This is a genomic window from Stakelama sediminis (assembly GCF_014199335.1).
Classification (GTDB): Bacteria; Pseudomonadota; Alphaproteobacteria; order Sphingomonadales; family Sphingomonadaceae; genus Sphingomonas; species Sphingomonas sediminis.
This window is the reverse complement of record NZ_JACIJI010000010.1, coordinates 29,576-47,427: the sequence shown is the minus strand read 5'-3', so window position 1 is coordinate 47,427 and position 17,852 is coordinate 29,576. Positions and strand designations below refer to the sequence as shown.

The window sequence follows — 17,852 nt, the reverse complement described above, 5'->3', positions numbered from 1 at the left end:
ACGCCAAAAATGTGGCGTACCTATTTGGGGTGAGTCATTATCGCTGCCGGGGGGCATTGTGCATCGTTCAGGCGTAAATCAGGCAAGCCGCTACGCATCGGTGGCTGCCGCTTTTCTCTATTCCGCGGCAGCCCATGCCCAGGACCAGTTCGGCGATCCGGCGGGTTCGGGACCCATTGTAGCTGCCGTCCACTGGCTGCAGGGCACTTTGCTCGGCACGATTGCGACGGTCGTTGCGGTGATCGCGGTGGCGGCGGTCGGGTTTATGATGCTGACCGGGCGCATCAACTGGCGCTATGGCGCCACCGTCATTCTCGGCTGCTTCATTCTGTTCGGTGCCGCCAGCATCGTCGCCGGGATCCAGTCCACCGCTCAGCTCGGCGGCTGAGCGGTGAGTGTGGTCGAGCGCGATTCTCTGTTCGTGGCGCTGACACGCCCGCAAATGTTCGCAGGTGTGACCTATAGCTATTTCGTTGCCAACGCCGTGGTTGCTACCGAACTGTTCCTGATTTTCCGCAGCATCTGGGTGCTGGCGATCGCAGGTATCATCCACCTGGCGGGCATGGTGCTGTGCGTGCGCGAACCGCGTTTCTTCGATCTGTGGCTGACCCGGGTAGGGCGTTGTCCGCGCGTGAAAAACTATGCGATCTGGCAATGCAACTCCTACCGCCCGTAAGCACCGATCGAAAGACCGTCGCACGCGAACGTCCGGTCGGCACGCATCTTCCCTTTGCCCGACATGTAGACGGCCATACGATCGCAACGCGTGACGGCTTGCTGATGCAGATGATCCATCTGCGCGGCCTGTTGTTCGAAACCGCCGATACCGACGAGCTTAATTATCGCAAACGCCTGCGCGATGCGATGCTGCAGGCGATCGGCACCTCGCGTTTCGCACTCTACCATCACATCATCCGCAGGCGGATCGATGCGGATGTATCCGGCGATTTTCCCGATCGCTTCTCGCAGCGGCTCGATCGCGCCTGGCAGGCACGGCTTGCGAGCCGCAAGCTCTATATCAACGATCTCTATCTGACGCTGGTGCGCCGGCCGCTGCAGGGCAGGCTCGGCATGCTCGACCGGGTACGCGACTGGTTCGGCAAGAGCGGTGACACGCCGGATGCGATGCTTGGCCATGAGGTCCGGCAACTCGATGTCGCACGCGATGGCCTGCTCGCCGCACTCGGCAGTTATGCGCCGCGCTTGCTGTCGGTCTATGACAGTCCGCACGGGGTATGTTCCGAACCGCTCGAATTTCTCTCCAATCTCCTGAACGGCGAGATGCGTCCTGTCCTGTTGCCGACCCAGGATATCGGTGCTTATCTCCCCTACAGGCGGATCAGCTTCGGCCAGGAAACGGTCGAGCTTGGTCCGGCGGGACCGACGCCGCGCGGATTTCTGGCGCTGGTATCGATCAAGGATTATCCCGGCCAGACCAGTCCCGGCATGTTCGATGAGCTGCTCAGGCTGCCCTTCGAACTGGTGCTGTCGCAATCCTTCGGCTTTGTCGAACGTCAGGCGGCACTGGGGCGAATGAATCTGGCCCTGCGCCGGATGCGCTCGGCCGAAGACGAGGCGGTAAGCCTGCGCGCCGATCTGGTGCAGGCCAAGGACGACGTTGCGGCGGGCCGGGCAGGGTTCGGCGAGCATCACATGACCATCGGTGTGCGCGGCGATACGCCGGAGGAGGTGGATGCAGGCGCCGCGGAGGTGCAGGCGACGCTGGCGGATCTGGGCGTGATTTCGGTGCGCGAGGAAATTGCGTTGGAGCCGGCCTTCTGGGCGCAGTTTCCCGGTAACTTCAAATATATCGCCCGGCGCGGCATGGTTTCGACCGCCAATTTCGCAGGGCTGGCGAGCGGCCATAATTTCCCGATCGGCAAAGCCGCCGACAATCACTGGGGTGAGGCGGTAACGCTGCTCGAAACAACGGCGGCGGGCCCGTATTTCTTCAATTTCCATCAGGGCGATCTAGGCAACTTCACGGTGATCGGGCCATCGGGCTCGGGCAAGACGGTGGTGCTGAACTTCCTGCTCGCCCAGGCACGCAAATTCGATCCGCGCATTATCTTTTTCGACAAGGATCGCGGCGCCGAACTCTTCATTCGCGCAATCGGCGGCAGCTATGATGTGCTGCGTCCCGGCGAACCATCGGGCCTCAATCCGTTGCAGCTTGTCGATACGCCTGCCAATCGCCAGTTTCTCATCGACTGGCTGGCGCTGCTGGCGGACAGCAAGGATGTCGAGGAACTCGCTGCAATGCGCGATGCGGTCGATGCCAATTTCCAGCAGCCGCCCGAATATCGCCGCTTGCGCCATCTGGTCGAACTGTTCCGGGGAGAGCGTCGTCCCCGCGCCGATGATCTGTGGGCACGGCTGCGGCCCTGGTGGGGTGACGGCGAGCGGGCCTGGCTGTTCGACAATCCCACCGACCGTACCGATCTTGCCGCGCGTGCGGTCGGGTTCGACATGACCCAGATCCTCGACGATGCAGCGCTGCGCACGCCGGCGATGATGTATCTGTTCCATCGCGTCGAAGAGCGGCTCGACGGATCGCCCTCGATCATTGTCGTCGATGAAGGCTGGAAAGCGCTCGATGACGCAGTCTTTGTTCGCCGGATCAAGGACTGGGAAAAGACCATCCGCAAGCGCAACGGCATTGTCGGTTTTGCTACCCAAAGCGCGCAGGATGCGCTCGAAAGTCGGATTGCCAGCGCGATCATCGAACAGGCCGCCACCCAGATCTTTATGGCCAACCCAAAAGCGCGCGCTGCCGACTATATGGATGGCTTCGGGCTGACCGCGCATGAGTTCGAGCTGGTGCGCACGCTGCCCGACAGCGCGCATTGTTTCCTGGTCAAACATGGTGCCGAAAGCGTCGTGGCCCGGCTCAATCTGACCGGCGAACGCGATCTGCTGACGATTCTGTCGGGGCGCGAACATACGGTGCGGATGCTCGATGCGCTACGCGCGGAACATGGCGACGACCCCGAACACTGGCTCGAGCCCTTGCTGGAGCGGGCATGATGCAGATGCTTTGCAATGCGCCTGTCGATGTCGACCGGTTCGCACCCGGCGTGATCGGCTATCTCGATTGTCAGGCGCAAACGCTGGGTGCACAAGGCTATCAGGCGCTGGCGGCACCGGGATCGAGCGTATCGATCCTTTTGACCGGCCTGTTGACGCTGTTCATCGCCTTTATCGGCTATCGCATGCTGTTCGCACAGATGCCGACCGTCCGCGAAGGCGTTCTGGCATTCGTGAAGATCGGCATCGTGCTGGCCTTTGCCACAAGCTGGCCTGCCTATCAGCGCGTGCTTTACGACGTCACGCTACGCGAGCCTGCCAGTCTGGTTTCAGAAATCGGTGCGCCTGCGGGGCTGCCGGGTAGTAATGGCGGGCTGGTGGCGCATCTGGATTCAGTCGATGGCGCCTTTGCGGCACTTGCGGTCTATGGGGTGGGGCCGATCGGCGATGTGCGCGATCCGCGTCAGGTGGCACCGCCGATATTTGCGGGCTTTGACGCGTTTGCGATCGGCGGATCACGGGTATTGTTCCTGGCAAGCGCAATCGGCGCCTTTGCTCTCGTTCGGATTGCGGCGGGGCTGTTGCTGGCGCTGGGACCGTTGTTCCTGGCCTTTTTGCTGTTCGAAGGCACGCGCGGCTTGTTCGAAGGCTGGCTGCGGGGGCTGATCGCGGCCGCATTGGGGGCACTTGCAACCGCGATCGTGCTTGGTATCGAGCTGGCGCTGATCGAACCCTGGTTGTCGCAGCTTCTGGCGCAGCGCGCGGCAAATCTCGCAATCGGCGGGGCTCCGGCCCAGCTTCTCGCAACGACAGCGGTGTTCGCGGTCGTGCTGGCGGCGATGCTGCTGGTCATGGCGCGCATTGCGTTCAGCTGGAAATTGCCGGTTTCCTGGCCGCAGGCATTTGGCGGATCGGATCGGGAGGGCCGGGGGAGCGGGGCGGTTGTTCCGCACAACCGTCCTGCCGTGCCGATTGAAAACCGGTCGCGCGCTGCGGTCATCGCCGAGGCGGTATCGGCAAATGCACGGCGCGACGCTGCACCGCCGAACAGCGGCGCCACCGCGCCACCGCGTCTGCCTGCCGATGCCGGGCGAATGCGCGATCATGATCGGCCAATGGCTGCGTCGACGCCGCTTGGGCACCATTTTGCACGTCGGGTGGGATCGCGCGTTTCGGCGCGTGCCACCGCGCGGGATCGTCTTGCATGAAGAATGAATCGAAACAGGCGCTCGACGCCTATTATGCCGAAGCCGACAGCTGGGCGAAGGATCGTCAGGATGCGTTGCGCTCCTCACGCCGGATCGCCTGGATCGTTGCCGGAGCGGCTGCTGCGATTGCCTTGTTCGAGGCACTGGCGCTGGTGTTTCTGATGCCGCTGAAGACTGCGGTGCCCTATACGCTGATGGTCGATCGCCAGACGGGCTATGTGCAGGAACTGAGGCCGCTCGATCCGCAACTGGTATCGAGCCGCTCGGCGCTTACCCAATCCTTTCTCGTCCAATATGTGATTGCACGCGAAGGGTATAATGCCGACGCCTTGCAATCCGACTATCGCAAGGTTGCCTTATGGTCCGCAGGCCGTGCTCGGCAGCGCTATATCGCGTCGATGCAGGCCTCCAACCCGGCGAGCCCGCTGGCGCGTTATCCGCGCTCGAGTGTGGTCGGTGTGCAGGTGACCAGCGTGACGCCGATGGGCAACAATGTCGCGATGGTGCGCTTCCAGACCCGGCGGCACGACGCAGGCGGTCATATCGGCGCGCCGCGCACCTGGGTGGCGGTGATCCGCTATACCTTCTCGAACAAGCCGCTCAGCGTCGAGGATCGCTATTTCAACCCGCTCGGGTTTGAGGTCACCCGCTACAACCGCAGCGCCGAAACGCTGCCCAGACCGGATCCGCAAGGCGCTGCGCCTGAAGCTGGGCCTGCCGATACCAATGCGGCGGCGCCACAATGAGACAGTGGCTGGGTTTTGCGCTTGCTGCCGGGGTGGTGGCCATCTCTCCGCTGACAGCCCAGGTGATGCCGGGGCCCGGTAATGGCGATCCGCATATCCAGACGGTACGCTATCAGGCCGATCAGGTTGTTCAGCTTGAATCCGCACCCGGCTATCAGCTGACCGTCGCTCTGGCCGCAGACGATCATATCGAGAGCGTTGCGGTAGGAGACAGTTCGGCCTGGCAGGTGAGTTCCGGCCGTGCCGGCAACCACCTTTTTCTCAAGCCGCTCAGGGGCGGTGTGCGCACCAATATGACCGTGGTCACCAGCACCAGGGTCTATGCTTTCGATCTGGTGTCGCTGTCGTCTGCGTCGGCATCCATGCCCTATATGGTGCAGTTTCTGTATCCCGCGGCACAGGCGAAGGATGCAGACACGGATGCCTCAACCTCGCTCAACGCCGTGGTTGGTCGCTACAAGCTGCATGGCGATCACGCGCTTTATCCGTCCGCGATCAGCGATGACGGGACGCATGTCTACATTCGCTGGCCTGAAAAAGTTGCTTTGCCCGCGACCTATTTTCGCGACGACAAGGGTGCCGAAACGCTCGCCAACGGCCATATGCGAGACGGCTTGTATGTACTCGACAATGTGCATGACCGGCTGATCTTCCGGATCAACCATCATGATGCCCATGCTGACCGGTTCGTGCAGGGCGAGGCGCAGTGATGACCGGAACTGCCGAGGATCCGCGCACCGATCCTGCAATCGTTGCCGAACGCGATATCAGGCCGGTCGTCCAGCGTGCGCGTGGCGCTCCCTCCGGGCTCGTCATCGCGATCGGTTTGCTGGTCGCGGCGCTGCTGTTGTTCTGGATCCTCGACGCGCATCGGCGTGCGCTGACCGCGCCGGCGAGCCTGCCGCAACCGGGCGTTGCCGCTCAGGACACCACAGCACCGCCGCTCTATGTGCCGCCTGCACCGCCACCGTCACCGGCGGTCGTGCCGACGCCGCAACCGACGCCGACGCCCACACCAGCGCCGCCTCCGGCCCCTGCGCCGCAGCCGCAAATTGTCTATGTCCCGTCGTCCCCGGCAACGCCGCCAGCGCAGCCCGGGCCGCCGCGCAATCTCGCCGCTCCGGCGCTCGTCGTCGATAATGGCGCGCCGGTATCGAGCGCGGCATCTCCCACGCCGCCACCGTCGTCGAAAAAGACCGGGAACGACACAAAGGACGCGGTTGTCAGCAATACGGATCGTGCGCATGCTGCGATGTTCTCCGATCCGGCGACGACCGTGCCGCAAGGCACGCTCATTCCCGTCATTCTCGAAACCGCGCTCGATTCAAGTCATGCCGGCTTTGCCCGTGCGCTCGTCCAGCGCGATATTCGCGGGTTCGACGGATCGAAAATCCTGATCCCGCGCGGCAGCAGGCTGATCGGGCAATATTCCGGCGACGTGGCGCAGGGACAGAAACGCGCGCTCATCATCTGGTCGCGGCTGATCCGCCCTGATGGCGTCACCATCGCGCTTGGATCGCCTGCCGCCGATACGATGGGAAGAAGCGGCGTCAAGGCGCATGTGAATAGCCATTTTTTTGCACGCTTCTCGGGCGCCATCCTTCAATCGGTGCTCGATCTGGGCGTCAATCTCGCCTCCCGTTCGGCAGACTCGCCGGTGGTGGTTGCCTTGCCGGGATCGCTGCAGGGGATCCGGGGTTCGGTGACGCAACCGGATAAAATCACCCCGACACTCAAGGTCAAACCCGGCACCAGCGTCAGCGTGTTCGTCGCGCGCGATCTCGACTTTGCCGGAGCCGGGCCGACAGGGCAGATGCCGTGAGCGTCGCTGCGATCGGGGACTGGGTATATCTGCGCTCCTATCTGGAGCCTTTTGCCGGCGTGCTGGAGCGTGAGGATGTCACCGACATCTATGTCAATCGTCCCGGCGAACTCTGGGTCGAGACCGTCACCGGGCTTGTCGAACGACAGGATGCGCCGGAACTGACGTCGCTCAGCCTGGCGCGGCTTGCCCGACAGGTTGCAGCCCTTTCCAGCCAAGGCATCAATCGGGAACATCCGCTGTTATCGGCGGTCCTGCCCGATGGCGCGCGCATACAGGTGATCGCACCGCCGGCAACACGAGCACATCTCGCGATCGCGATCCGCAAACATGTCGCTTCCGATCTCTCACTTGCGGATTATGTGGCAGGCGGCGCCTTCGCTGAAACGCGCACCGGTGATGCAACCGGGCGATCCGATGTGGATCGCGAACTGGCGGAGCGGCTTGCTTCGGGCGATATTGCAGGCACTTTGTCGGCTGCGGTGCGGGCGCGGCGCAATATCCTGGTTTCCGGCGGAACCTCGACCGGCAAGACCACCTTTCTTAATGCCTTGCTGCACGAGATTCCTGCGGAAGAGCGACTGATCTTCATTGAGGATACGCCTGAACTGCGTATCCGCCATGACAATGCGATCGGGTTGCTGGCGGCGCGCAGCGCACTGGGGGAAGCCGATGTCTCTGCCGACGATCTGGTCTCTGCGTCGCTGCGCATGCGACCCGACCGGATCATCCTTGGCGAGTTGCGCGGCAGCGAGGCTTATGCCTTTTTACGTGCGGTCAATACCGGGCATCCCGGATCGATGACGACCATCCATGCTGACAGCACTGACGGCGCAGTCGAGCAACTGGTGTTGCTGGCACTGCAAAGCGGTACCAGGCTTAATCGTGACGATGTGGCGCATTATGTGCGCTCGACCATCGGGGTGTTCGTGCAACTTGCGCGCAGCGGCGGACGGCGCTTCGTCGCAGAAGTGGTACTCAAATGATCGTCCTGCTTTCGGGAGCTTATCTAAGCGATCCGTCGCGACCGTCGCCGCTTCTTGCGGCAATGGCGTGGGTGGAAGGAACGGTGCTGGGCACCGTTGCCACCACGGTCGCGATCCTGTGTGTGGCGATGGTCGGATTGCTGATGCTCGGCGGCAGGCTCGATATCCGCCGGGGACTCACGGTCGTGCTGGGATGTTTTGTGCTGTTCGGTGCGTCAACGATCGTTTCCGGGTTCAGAGGCGCGATCGGCAGCGTGCAACGTACCAGTATTCCCTCATCGCACGTTACTTCTGAACTGCCCGCGCCGATACCGTCCGCGTCGCCGCCTGCCTATGACCCCTATGCCGGAGCCTCGGTGATCCACAGATAAACATCCGGAATGGATGTGTTGTGAGAAATGCCTTGCCAGGCGGGAAGGGCTACCCCATCGTGGGTAGTACGTAATGCGTATTGGGGAATACGTATCAACGGGGGCCTTGATGAAAGTGAAACGACGTTTTGTGCGCCTTTTCGGCGTATCTCTGCTGGCGTTATCCGTTGGGGTGAGTTCGGCTTCGGAAACCACCAGCTACAGCTATGATGTGCTCGGACGACTGACCCAGAGCAGCATCTCGGGCGGGCCATCGAGCGGATGGAAAACGCGTAGCTGCTTCGACCATGCCGACAACCGGACCAACTATTATATGGGCTCGGGAACACCTCCGGCATGTTCGGCCGTTACGCCTTCGCCAAGTCCCACACCGGTGCCAAGTCCGTCGCCGTCACCTTCCCCCACGCCGACTCCAGCCCCGACACCTACGCCTACCTCCAATCAGGCGCCGGTCACCCAGAATGACTCCATTACACTGCCGTGTGGCAATGTCGGGCAGATCAATCTCATCGCCAATGACAGCGACCCCGATGGGAACACGCCGTTGACGTTGAAGTCGATTGTCAAAACGAGCGGCATTTCCACTGCGAGCGTCAGCAATAGCTCAACCGCGCAGGTTGTCGCTGGCAATAGCCAAAGCATTTCAAAGTTCACCTACACGGTCGCCGATAGTCTCGGCAAAACCGCCACAGGAACCCTGACCGTCACGGCAACCTGCTCGGGTGGAATCAATTTGAACTGAATAGAAATATTTCGCGTGTCAGCGAAAATTGAGCCGCATTTAATCAATAGGTTTAACGATATTATAGTCTGTTTTGAGATTCTCGGATGAGCGTTTCTGGCGACAAGGGATGGATGATGTTCATGGATAAGATTTTTTCTTATACCGCGGTAATAATAAAGAACGTATGCATGTTATTTATTGCTGTTAATATCATTTGGCCACACGCATCATTTGCGCAGGAAATTGACGTCACCAATGCGCGGTCAACTGACGTGGTAAGTCCACATGGTGTCAGCTATCTAATGGGATCTTTTGTTTACGATGTTCCCTTGTTTGAAATTGGTTATGGGGAATGGCCAAGCAAGATTACGGCTTCTCTCCATTATGATAGTTCATCCCAAGTGGACAATAAAACTGGATGGAGCTTTTCAACTAATTCTGGAAATGCGGGCATAGTCACTTATGCAGAATACGACGAAACCACGCAGTATGATGAGTGTAATTGCGCTCCTATTTATAAAAATTGGCAGTATGGCGCCTTCCTTTCTATTGGGGGGAATTTAAGCCTGTTCGAAATAAAAAATGCCAATCTCGATCTCGAGAAGTTTGAACCCTCGACTTTTAACGGCAGCACGTTGACGTGGGTTTCTGATCAGCCGGGAGGGTATAATGCGAATGCCGGATCTGATTCGCCGGGTACCTTTACATTGACGGAGCGCAGCGGAAACGTGCTTAAATTGGGGGCGTTAATCAATAACGGAGTTTTGAAGTTTTTGTCAGATTCGCAAATTTCGACAAGAAACGGCTTTCATGTAAACGAGCATATTCCGTTTCCTGAAGTCACAAACGCTTCTCATTCCGATACTTCTGCTGGATTTATGATTTTTCGTGAACCAGCATCTCAGGGAATCCAAAGAATATGCGCTTACAATCTAGTTTACGTTGATAAAAGTACAATAATTGATTGCTCAAAATCTAATGTTATCGCAACTATAACCTATAATCAGGGAGGTGAGTTGTCTTCTGTTACTTTGCCGGATGGACGGAGATATACATTCGGATATACAAGATACTCTGGCATACGAGGATATAATTACAATGATATGGGAAGTATTACTTCACCAATTGGTAGGGATCATCTCACGTGTGTGACCACTCCCGGTAACTTAGGATGCACAATTGCCAATACGTATGACGCCTGTGATGGATACAGGGGATGGGACGGGGCTAACGCATATGATGATGCTACCTGGAACGGCAGCCGTGATCGTGTAATCAAGCAGGTCCTTGCTGACGGGACCTCAGAGACTTTTTCATATTCGGACCCCAAAGTTGCTGGAGACCCCTGCCGTGACGTGCAGTCTGTCTCTTTAACTAGGCAATCCTCCATATATGCGTTTGAAATATCGCGTGCGGGTAATGAGCCGGTCAACAGAACTTATTTTATTAAAAACGCAGGTCATGTTTCCAGCGTAACCGATCCCTTGGGGAGGCGGAGTGAGTTCGTGTGGGGCGGTGCAAACGCCAATGCGTCGTATTTGAAACGTGATGATCTTTTGGAGCAGATCACGAACCCTGATGGCAGCATTGTCCAATACACATATGATGGTCGCGGAAATGTGACGAGCATGAGGATGAAGGCAAAGCCGGGGTCTGGTCTTTCGGATCTGGTTACGACGGCAACATTCCCGTCATCCTGTAGCAATATCAAAACATGCAATCGCCCAAACGCCGTTACGGATGCGGCTGGCCACGTAACAAACTACGAATATGATGGCGCGACGGGACTGGTAACCAAGGTTACGGAGCCTGCTGTCAATGGCGTGCGACCGCAAATGCGATATCACTACCAACAGCTATATGGCTGGTTCAAGAGCGGTAACGGCTATGCTCGCACGGATTCTCCGGTATGGCTTTTGGCTTCGGAAGAATATTGCAGGACGAGTTCTGCTGACGCCAACGGCAACTGCGCGGCGGGAACAGCTGATAAAGTCGTAAAGAGCTACCAATATCAACAGGGCAATGCATCGCATGGAAGCAATCTGCTGCTGACGGGTACGGCGACAACCGCCAACGGGCAGACGCTACGGACCTGTTACGTATATGATGAATTGGGCAACCGGATCAGCGAGACCAGTCCGCGTGCGGGGCTGGCGACATGTTCGTGAGGGGGCGAGCGATGGGGATGAGATGGTTTCCTGCACTGACAGGTGCTGCGGCTGCGGTGCCGATGCTGCTGGCAACGCCGGTTTCTGCTCAGACGTCGGACTATACGAAGCATAGCTATTATGATGCGATGCGCCGGGTGGTCGGTGCAGTCAGTTCGGACCCGGACGGGGCGGGCGCGCTGAGGCATCCGGCAGTGCGTAATACGTATGATGCTCGCGGCAATCTCATCAAGGTTGAAAAGGGGTATATTGCAACGGTACCTGCAGCGGGAAGTGCGCCATCGGGCTGGAGCCTCAGCGTCAACCAGACGCTGTCGATGACCTACGACGCAATGGGGCGCAAGCTTACTGAGACGGTTAAAAGCGGCAGCACCAGCTATCAGTTGAAGCAATACAGCTATGACAGCATGGGACGGCTTCAATGCACGGCCGTGCGGATGAATCCTTCGGCTTATGGCTCGCTGCCGGCTAGTGCATGCACGCTGGGAACGCAGGGCAGCAACGGCCCCGACCGGATCACGAAGAATGTCTATGATGCCGCCGGGCAACTGACCCAGGTCCGTAAGGGTGTCGGGACGAGCCTCGAACAGGCCTATGCGACCTATACGTACAGCGCCAACGGCAAGCGGACGAGCGTCATCGATGCCAATGGCAACAAGGCGAGCATGACCTATGACGGGTTCGACCGTCAGACCAAATGGAACTTCCCGTCGAAGACGAGTCCGGGAAGCGTATCGTCAAGCGATTATGAGCAATATGGCTATGACGCCAATGGCAACCGGACGTCGCTGAGAAAGCGCGACGGAAGAACGATAACCTACAACTATGACGCGTTGAACCGGCTGGTTTCGAAATACATCCCCAACGGGTGCGCGCCGATCCAGGTAGGGGCGTGCTCACCTTCAGGGACAACGCGTAACGTTTATTACGGCTATGACCTGCAAGGTCATCAGACCTACACCCGGTTCAACGACCCGACAACAGGTCAGGGGCTGACCAATGTCTATGACGGGTTTGGGCGGCTGACTTCGGCCACCACCAATCAGGCTGGCCATACGCGCACGCTGAGCTATCAATATGATGCAGACGGCAATCGTACGCGGCTGACCTTTCCCGATAATGTTTACTTCACCTATGTCTATGACGGTCTCGACAGGCTGACCGCGATCAAACAGAGCGGTTCGACCACCGTTGCGACGGTCAGCTACGACAATCAGGGTAGGGTTTCAGGCGATACGCGTGGTGCGGTCAGCAGCAGCTATGGCTATGACGGCATCTCGCGGCTCGCGAGCCTGAACGACAATCTGGCGGGCACCGCAAAGGATGTCACCAGCACCTTCGGCTATAATCCGGCCAGCCAGATCATCAGCCGCACACGCAGCAACGATGCTTATGCCTTTCCGGGCTATGTGAGCGTCAACCGCAATTACACGACGAACGGGCTGAACCAGTATACCGCCGCCGGATCGGCAAGCTTCAGCTATGATGCCAATGGCAATCTGATCAATGACGGCTCGACTGCCTATGTCTACGATGCCGAGAACCGATTGGTGGCGGCAAGCGGAGCGACGACGGCGACCCTGGTCTATGATCCGAACGGGCGGCTGTTCCAGACTTCGGGCAGTCAGGAAGGGATTATTCAATATCTCTATGACGGCGATCAACTGGTGGCCGAGTATAACAGCGCGGGCACCATGGTGGCGCGCTATATTCATGGCCCGAACGATGACGATCCGCTGGTTTGGTACAACGGCTCGGGCCTGTCGGACCGGCGCAGCCTGCAGGTGGATCATCAAGGCTCTGTGGTCTCGATCGCCGACAGCAGCGGTAATGCGATCGCGATCAACAGCTATGATGAATATGGCATTCCGCGCAACAGCACGACGACGAGTATCAAGCCCTATGGACGGTTCGCCTATACCGGGCAGACCTGGCTGAAGAATCTCGGCATGTATTATTACAAAGCCCGGATCTACTCGCCCACTCTCGGCCGATTCCTCCAGACCGATCCCGTCGGCTACAAGGATCAGGTCAACCTCTATGCCTATGTCAATAACGATCCGGTGAACGGCACAGACCCGACGGGGATGGATACGATCGTTCAACTCCAGTATTATCCAATTAGCGGCGGCATGGGTTTCGAACATCAATATATCGTGATCCGTGACACCGAAACGGGCGTCACAATGGTCTCCCGTGGCGGGCCAAACCCAGAATATAAGGGTGGGTTTTCCGGCGCTGCGAGCGACCGGGCTGCGCCAATCTCTCCTAACAGCTCTCAGAATTCCAAATTGGTCACAACATTCGGACCAGCTTCAAAGTCCTATGACACTAAGCAACCCGGAGGCGCGGTTGTTGAGGGAAGTCGCGTTGTCGTTCCTGGCAAATTTTCAGATACCCAGAGTAAGCTGACCAACTTCAACAAGGCCGTTGATGACGCAAAGCTCGACTACACGCCTCGCTCTGATAATTCTAACGCTTACGCTGGAACAGCTTACAACGTAATCACTGGTGACAAAGCTCCTACGAGCGTCCTTCGCCCCGGATCAGGCAACGATCTGAAGCCCAAAATTCCCACATGTCAAAGCAGCCCTGAAGTGTGTGGAGGGTCGAAATGATGAGGATTTTTCACGCTCTCTGCCTAGTTCTTCTGACAGCTTGCGGCCCAACGCATAATTCGGATGCCGGGCAAATTGACCGGGGAAATAGCATGATTATTGCCAACGACGGGGAGGTTCCCTTCGACAAGCAATACAATCTATCGATTAAGCTCCCCATGCGAGAAGATGCTTTCCTCGGACTGTTGAAGAAGCTGCACCTAGATTACACCCTTTCCGGTGACCTAACTAAAGGTTTGGAAATCCCTAAACCCCGTTTGTCGAACCGAATAAAAGAGGGCGATATTGTTCGCATGTATCAAGTCTATGGCGGAGTTGACAAAGCGAACCGTTTTGGACGCATTTACAGGGTCTTCGTCGATAAGTCAGGCGATGTAGTCTATATCGAAAATGCATTTGAGTATCCGGGAATGTGATGGTGGTGTGCCGTAGGAAAATAGCAAGATAAAAGGACTGGCTCCCCCTGTGGGTTAAGCCATTGTCTGCACATCGTTTTTTAGGGAGACAGACGGCACTGGTGGGGAGACTCACGGTGCCGTAGCCGCTTGCCCTTGCGCGCGTCCGCGCGCATGATGCCACCTGATCTTTGAAGGCCGCTCGCGCGGTCATGAAAAACCGCCTCAAGGGCGAATCCGGCCTCCCGCCCGATCCGCGTCCCGCGTGTGCGCGTAAACCGCTGCACCGCCTCGGGAAAACCGCACCGCTATGGCAGCGCCGCCTCAAGCGGATCAGTTGTCGCAAACGATCCCGTCAATGGAAAAGACCCCACTGGGATGTCTTGCACCAAAAACGGTGAGGGCGCGTATTCCTGTCAAATCGATCGTGTTGCTTACAAGGACGAAAACAACAAAGTTCAATATCGTGCTGCGACGGCAGACGATCATAAGGATTATGCTAAGGCGGAAAGCGCAATGACTAACGCCGCGAACGCTGCCGCCCAAGCGGGTGACACAAAATTCCAAGTCAAGGTTGATGGTGTTGAACCATTCAATGTTACTGGAAACGAGATCGCATCGAATCTTGCTAGCGCGACGGCGACAGTAGACCCAAATAACGTCAGCTTAGATTCTCGGATAGGCGATGCGAAAATGAGTATGAATCCTGGCGATCTTCGCATTTATGCGGGAGCTCTTGATTCTCGGCCTGGCTTGGGAACGATGGATCAAATGACGGTTGAGTTCCTTCACGAGGGTATTCATCAGACACCAGGAGAAATCAGAGCGCTTGGTGGAATCCCCTTGAGTCCGTCAGCCCATCAAAATCCTTATAATGGGGTTGCGCTAAAGATATTTGGGCGGAGGTACCGATGATTTTTGAAAATATTCTATTCGTTGCCATGGGATTGGCAGGTGCCATACAAAGCGATTCTCCAAAGTTTGACAGTATGGCTGATGTTAAAGGAGATATCGTTTATGCAGATAGAGAATATCCCTACTTCTTTGTCATAATAGGTGATAAGTTTTATATTGGGCACCCCGCTGAGCAAGGCCCGCATCCTTCACAGGATGTGGCCTATACGTAGGGGAATATTGTAGATTGCTCTATCCCTAAACTCAGTTGTATTCAAGCAGGGGCGCAAGTTTTTGTGCGCTCAAAAAATGCTCTCCGAGCTGCGTCTTATTCTGACAAGACAGTGGTCAATGCCTGGGCTGATAAATGTGGAGGGTGGTGGGGAGCGGGAACCCGAAGTGCTTATCCTTCGACCGGAATGAACGATCCTTATCTTCCAAATTTAACATATCAGTATAAAACCGATGATACTGGTAAAATCACTGAGATTCTAGTAAGCTATTGGAGGTTGGGAGGTGATGTTCCTGTCACTCATAATCTCGTCTTGGAAAGCAAAAACGGCCTTCAGCTTTAATGTTTATTGAATAACAAGGGCGTAATTCGTGTTTGACTTCTTCCTCAATTACCGGAGCTACGCCTCGTCCCTTAATGAGGTGGTCCCGCCTTCTTGGACAGTTTGGCGGCTAAGTTAAGCTAATCCCGGTTGTCATTTATGCCGCCTGTTTGATCATCAGACCATGGGGGGCATGCCCCCCATGGTCTGATTGTCCGATCCGCCGATAGGCCTCGCCGGGGGTGCGCCCGGCAAGGCCCGAGTGCGGACGGTGATGATTGTAATAGGTGATCCACCGACCAAGGCCAGCGCGCAACTCCGATCCAGTCTCGAAGGCGTGCAGATACACGCACTCGTATTTGAGGGAGCGCCAAAGGCGCTCGATGAACACATTGTCCATCCACCGGCCCCGGCCATCCATGCTGATCCGCACCTCGGCATCACGCAGCACGCTGGTGAAGGCCTGCGACGTAAATGGGCTGCCCTGGTCGGTGTTGAAGATTTCCGGCCTGCCGTAGCGGGCCAGAGCCTCCTCCAGCGCCGCAACGCAGAAGCCGGCATCCATCGTGTTCGACAGCCGCCAGGCCAGCACCTTGCGCGTCGCCCAGTCCATGATGGCAACCAGGTAAAGGAAGCCGCGCCGCATCGGGATGTAGGTCACGTCCGCGCACCAGACATGGTTGGGCCGGTCGATCACCAGTTTGCGCAGCAGATACGGATAGACGCGGTGTTGCGGGTGGGGATCGCTGGTTCGCGGCCGCTGGTAGATCGGCGTCAGCCCCATCTTCGCCATCAGCCGCCGCGCCCGGCGCCGACCGACCGCGTGGCCTGCTCGCTGCAGGTGCCGCGCCATCTGGCGGCTGCCATACCAAGGGCACTCCATGAAGGTCTCGTCGATCATTGTCATCAGCGCCAGCGTTTCCTCGCTCTCCGGCACCGGGGCGTAGTAATAGGACGAGCGGCTTATCTGGAGCAGGCGACATTGCGCCGAAATCGACAGGCGGTGGTGAGCAGGTTCGATCATAGACCGCCTCCGCGCCACGCTCATCGACCGGAGGCTTTCGCTAAAAAATCGCGTTCCACGAGCAGTTGCCCGATCTTGGCGTGCAGCTTTTCAACCTCGCTCTCACTGGCCGCCCTCGCAGCGTCGCTCGCCCCAGAAAACGTGCCCGCCATCCCGCCGATGGCTTGCCGCTTCCATGCCGCGATCATCGTATGGTGGACACCGTGCTTCGCGGCCAACTCCGCCAGCGTCAGGTCACCTCGGATCGCTTCCAGCGCCACCTTCGCCTTAAAATCCGCGCTGTAGCGCTTCCTTGTCGTTTTCATTTCCGTGCCATTCCATCAGGTCGGGATTAGCTTAGCATCCTGTCCAGAAAACCGGCACCACCTCAGTAAACCCGGTGGAAAAGGCATTGCTTCGTCGGGAGGCATCGGTGCAGAAATCAACGAATTGCGATTTTCGGCAAAGGAGGAATTCATGTCGCTTTTGGTAACGCTCTTGCTGCCCGCGGCGTTGGCTGCAGGACAGGAGACTAAAAATTATGAGTATGATGCGTTGGGGCGTCTCACGGCCGTATCGCTGAACGGCGGCAGGTGCGCTGGTGCGCAGATGGAGTATAGCTATGATAAAGCGGGAAATCGCGACACGGTGAAGTCTTCTGCGTCTTGTGCGCCTAAAATTGTTGTGGTTCCTCTCAACGGTTTTACAATTATCCCATTGAGCTGATCGAGTTTGAGGGCGCGTGCGTGTAGTCAGCCCTCTTTTTGTGTCCGATTTGCTTGCTTTTGCTGCTCTGCGGAAGACATTGAGTTCCCCGAAGGGTTCTGCTCGGGATGTAAAAGATCGGGAATGGACGAGAAATTGTCATTATAGCTTGTGCTGGATCGGTCGTGGCGATCTAATGGCATATTGTTTCAGTCGGGAAAGCTGCGACGAAGGGGGGCAATGTGATAATGCGCATGGTAATGGCGAGCGCTCTGGCGATCGCGCTGGCGAACGTGAGTTCGGCATTTGCGGCAGAGACGGTGACCTATACCTATGATGCCCAAGGGCGGTTGGTGGTGGTCGAGCATAGCGGCGCGGTCAACAACAATGTGAAGACCGAGTATAGCCACGACAAGGCCGACAACCGCACCAACGTGAAAATCACCGGCGTTTCAAGCACTAGTGGTGGCGGATCGGGTTCTGGTGGTGGATCTTTGCCGCCAGGCGGTGGCCCTGGCCTGGATCCCGGTACTCCGGGAACCGGCGGTAACTGCACGCAAACCGAACTGGGAATGGTTTGTCCGCGGTAAGTGGCCTTATCGTGAATGGCGCTGCGTTAACTCTGTTTGCA

The 17,852-nt window shown here is 57.7% G+C and carries 18 protein-coding genes; 17 read left to right on the top strand and 1 reads right to left on the bottom strand.

Annotated features, from left to right (window positions below):
* The first annotated feature begins 58 nt into the window (after nucleotides 1–58).
* The 15 genes from FHR23_RS15685 (at nucleotide 59) to FHR23_RS15615 (ending at nucleotide 15,192) form a co-directional block, all read left to right on the top strand.
* Complete coding sequence (locus FHR23_RS15685) at nucleotides 59–388, top strand: TrbC/VirB2 family protein (RefSeq protein ID WP_184005887.1); 330 nt, start codon at nucleotides 59–61, stop codon at nucleotides 386–388.
* Between the two features lie 3 nt (nucleotides 389–391).
* Nucleotides 392–676, top strand: coding sequence for a VirB3 family type IV secretion system protein (locus tag FHR23_RS15680; RefSeq protein WP_184005885.1), 285 nt, complete (start codon nucleotides 392–394; stop codon nucleotides 674–676).
* On the top strand, nucleotides 655–3,027 hold the full coding sequence (locus FHR23_RS15675) for a VirB4 family type IV secretion/conjugal transfer ATPase (protein WP_184005883.1): 2,373 nt from the start codon (nucleotides 655–657) through the stop codon (nucleotides 3,025–3,027). The genes FHR23_RS15680 and FHR23_RS15675 overlap by 22 nt, the downstream gene beginning before the upstream one ends.
* A complete protein-coding gene (locus FHR23_RS15670; protein WP_184005881.1) occupies nucleotides 3,024–4,235 on the top strand; it encodes a TrbL/VirB6 family protein in 1,212 nt (403 codons plus the stop codon). The genes FHR23_RS15675 and FHR23_RS15670 overlap by 4 nt, the downstream gene beginning before the upstream one ends.
* Nucleotides 4,232–4,981, top strand: coding sequence for a VirB8 family type IV secretion system protein (locus FHR23_RS15665; RefSeq protein ID WP_184005879.1), 750 nt, complete (start codon nucleotides 4,232–4,234; stop codon nucleotides 4,979–4,981). Before FHR23_RS15670 ends, FHR23_RS15665 begins: the two co-directional genes overlap by 4 nt.
* Nucleotides 4,978–5,691, top strand: a complete 714-nt coding sequence (locus tag FHR23_RS15660) for a TrbG/VirB9 family P-type conjugative transfer protein (RefSeq protein WP_184005877.1) — start codon at nucleotides 4,978–4,980, stop codon at nucleotides 5,689–5,691. Before FHR23_RS15665 ends, FHR23_RS15660 begins: the two co-directional genes overlap by 4 nt.
* Nucleotides 5,691–6,803 (top strand): TrbI/VirB10 family protein, encoded by a 1,113-nt coding sequence (locus FHR23_RS15655; protein WP_184005875.1) that lies wholly within the window; start codon nucleotides 5,691–5,693, stop codon nucleotides 6,801–6,803. Before FHR23_RS15660 ends, FHR23_RS15655 begins: the two co-directional genes overlap by 1 nt.
* On the top strand, nucleotides 6,800–7,789 hold the full coding sequence (gene virB11 / locus FHR23_RS15650; RefSeq protein ID WP_343043200.1) for a P-type DNA transfer ATPase VirB11: 990 nt from the start codon (nucleotides 6,800–6,802) through the stop codon (nucleotides 7,787–7,789). Before FHR23_RS15655 ends, virB11 begins: the two co-directional genes overlap by 4 nt.
* Nucleotides 7,786–8,160 carry a TrbC/VirB2 family protein gene (locus FHR23_RS15645; RefSeq protein WP_184005873.1) on the top strand — a complete coding sequence of 125 codons (375 nt, stop codon included), beginning with the start codon at nucleotides 7,786–7,788 and terminating at the stop codon, nucleotides 8,158–8,160. The genes virB11 and FHR23_RS15645 overlap by 4 nt, the downstream gene beginning before the upstream one ends.
* 109 nt (nucleotides 8,161–8,269) lie before the next feature.
* Nucleotides 8,270–8,902, top strand: coding sequence for an Ig-like domain-containing protein (locus FHR23_RS15640; RefSeq protein WP_184005871.1), 633 nt, complete (start codon nucleotides 8,270–8,272; stop codon nucleotides 8,900–8,902).
* Between the two features lie 86 nt (nucleotides 8,903–8,988).
* Entirely contained in the window at nucleotides 8,989–11,052 is a 2,064-nt protein-coding gene (locus FHR23_RS15635; RefSeq protein WP_221227581.1) for an RHS repeat domain-containing protein, read from the top strand.
* 17 nt (nucleotides 11,053–11,069) lie between these two features.
* Complete coding sequence (locus FHR23_RS15630) at nucleotides 11,070–13,670, top strand: RHS repeat domain-containing protein (RefSeq protein WP_184005867.1); 2,601 nt, start codon at nucleotides 11,070–11,072, stop codon at nucleotides 13,668–13,670.
* A gap of 92 nt (nucleotides 13,671–13,762) precedes the next feature.
* A complete protein-coding gene (locus tag FHR23_RS15625; protein ID WP_184005865.1) occupies nucleotides 13,763–14,086 on the top strand; it encodes a hypothetical protein in 324 nt (107 codons plus the stop codon).
* Between the two features lie 357 nt (nucleotides 14,087–14,443).
* The gene (locus FHR23_RS15620; RefSeq protein ID WP_184005863.1) at nucleotides 14,444–14,980 is read left to right on the top strand and encodes a hypothetical protein; all 537 of its coding nucleotides are present in this window, start codon (nucleotides 14,444–14,446) and stop codon (nucleotides 14,978–14,980) included.
* On the top strand, nucleotides 14,977–15,192 hold the full coding sequence (locus FHR23_RS15615) for a hypothetical protein (RefSeq protein WP_184005861.1): 216 nt from the start codon (nucleotides 14,977–14,979) through the stop codon (nucleotides 15,190–15,192). The genes FHR23_RS15620 and FHR23_RS15615 overlap by 4 nt, the downstream gene beginning before the upstream one ends.
* A 478-nt stretch (nucleotides 15,193–15,670) precedes the next feature.
* On the opposite strand, the gene FHR23_RS15610 is transcribed toward FHR23_RS15615, so the two are convergent.
* A protein-coding gene (locus FHR23_RS15610) for an IS3 family transposase (RefSeq protein WP_184005859.1) occupies nucleotides 15,671–16,842 on the bottom strand; the annotation gives its coding sequence in 2 pieces (ribosomal slippage) (nucleotides 15,671–16,578 and nucleotides 16,578–16,842; 1,173 coding nt in all).
* A gap of 151 nt (nucleotides 16,843–16,993) precedes the next feature.
* Between FHR23_RS15610 and FHR23_RS15605 the strand changes: the two genes are divergently transcribed.
* Both FHR23_RS15605 and FHR23_RS15600 read left to right on the top strand, forming a co-directional pair.
* A complete protein-coding gene (locus FHR23_RS15605; RefSeq protein WP_184005857.1) occupies nucleotides 16,994–17,242 on the top strand; it encodes an RHS repeat domain-containing protein in 249 nt (82 codons plus the stop codon).
* A gap of 227 nt (nucleotides 17,243–17,469) precedes the next feature.
* Nucleotides 17,470–17,811, top strand: coding sequence for a hypothetical protein (locus tag FHR23_RS15600; protein WP_246359948.1), 342 nt, complete (start codon nucleotides 17,470–17,472; stop codon nucleotides 17,809–17,811).
* The last annotated feature ends 41 nt before the right edge of the window (nucleotides 17,812–17,852 follow it).

What these genes read in the sequence shown, in the direction of transcription:
- FHR23_RS15645 (WP_184005873.1), top strand. Translation starts at nt 7,786, where the DNA reads ATGATCGTCCTGCTTTCGGGAGCTTATCTAAGCGATCCGTCGCGACCG.
- FHR23_RS15605 (WP_184005857.1), top strand. Translation starts at nt 16,994, where the DNA reads ATGTCGCTTTTGGTAACGCTCTTGCTGCCCGCGGCGTTGGCTGCAGGA.
- FHR23_RS15665 (WP_184005879.1), top strand. Translation starts at nt 4,232, where the DNA reads ATGAAGAATGAATCGAAACAGGCGCTCGACGCCTATTATGCCGAAGCC.
- FHR23_RS15625 (WP_184005865.1), top strand. Translation starts at nt 13,763, where the DNA reads ATGATTATTGCCAACGACGGGGAGGTTCCCTTCGACAAGCAATACAAT.
- FHR23_RS15620 (WP_184005863.1), top strand. Translation starts at nt 14,444, where the DNA reads ATGTCTTGCACCAAAAACGGTGAGGGCGCGTATTCCTGTCAAATCGAT.
- FHR23_RS15660 (WP_184005877.1), top strand. Translation starts at nt 4,978, where the DNA reads ATGAGACAGTGGCTGGGTTTTGCGCTTGCTGCCGGGGTGGTGGCCATC.
- FHR23_RS15630 (WP_184005867.1), top strand. Translation starts at nt 11,070, where the DNA reads ATGAGATGGTTTCCTGCACTGACAGGTGCTGCGGCTGCGGTGCCGATG.
- FHR23_RS15675 (WP_184005883.1), top strand. Translation starts at nt 655, where the DNA reads ATGCAACTCCTACCGCCCGTAAGCACCGATCGAAAGACCGTCGCACGC.
- FHR23_RS15655 (WP_184005875.1), top strand. Translation starts at nt 5,691, where the DNA reads ATGACCGGAACTGCCGAGGATCCGCGCACCGATCCTGCAATCGTTGCC.
- FHR23_RS15640 (WP_184005871.1), top strand. Translation starts at nt 8,270, where the DNA reads ATGAAAGTGAAACGACGTTTTGTGCGCCTTTTCGGCGTATCTCTGCTG.
- FHR23_RS15670 (WP_184005881.1), top strand. Translation starts at nt 3,024, where the DNA reads ATGATGCAGATGCTTTGCAATGCGCCTGTCGATGTCGACCGGTTCGCA.
- FHR23_RS15635 (WP_221227581.1), top strand. Translation starts at nt 8,989, where the DNA reads ATGAGCGTTTCTGGCGACAAGGGATGGATGATGTTCATGGATAAGATT.
- FHR23_RS15615 (WP_184005861.1), top strand. Translation starts at nt 14,977, where the DNA reads ATGATTTTTGAAAATATTCTATTCGTTGCCATGGGATTGGCAGGTGCC.
- FHR23_RS15600 (WP_246359948.1), top strand. Translation starts at nt 17,470, where the DNA reads ATGCGCATGGTAATGGCGAGCGCTCTGGCGATCGCGCTGGCGAACGTG.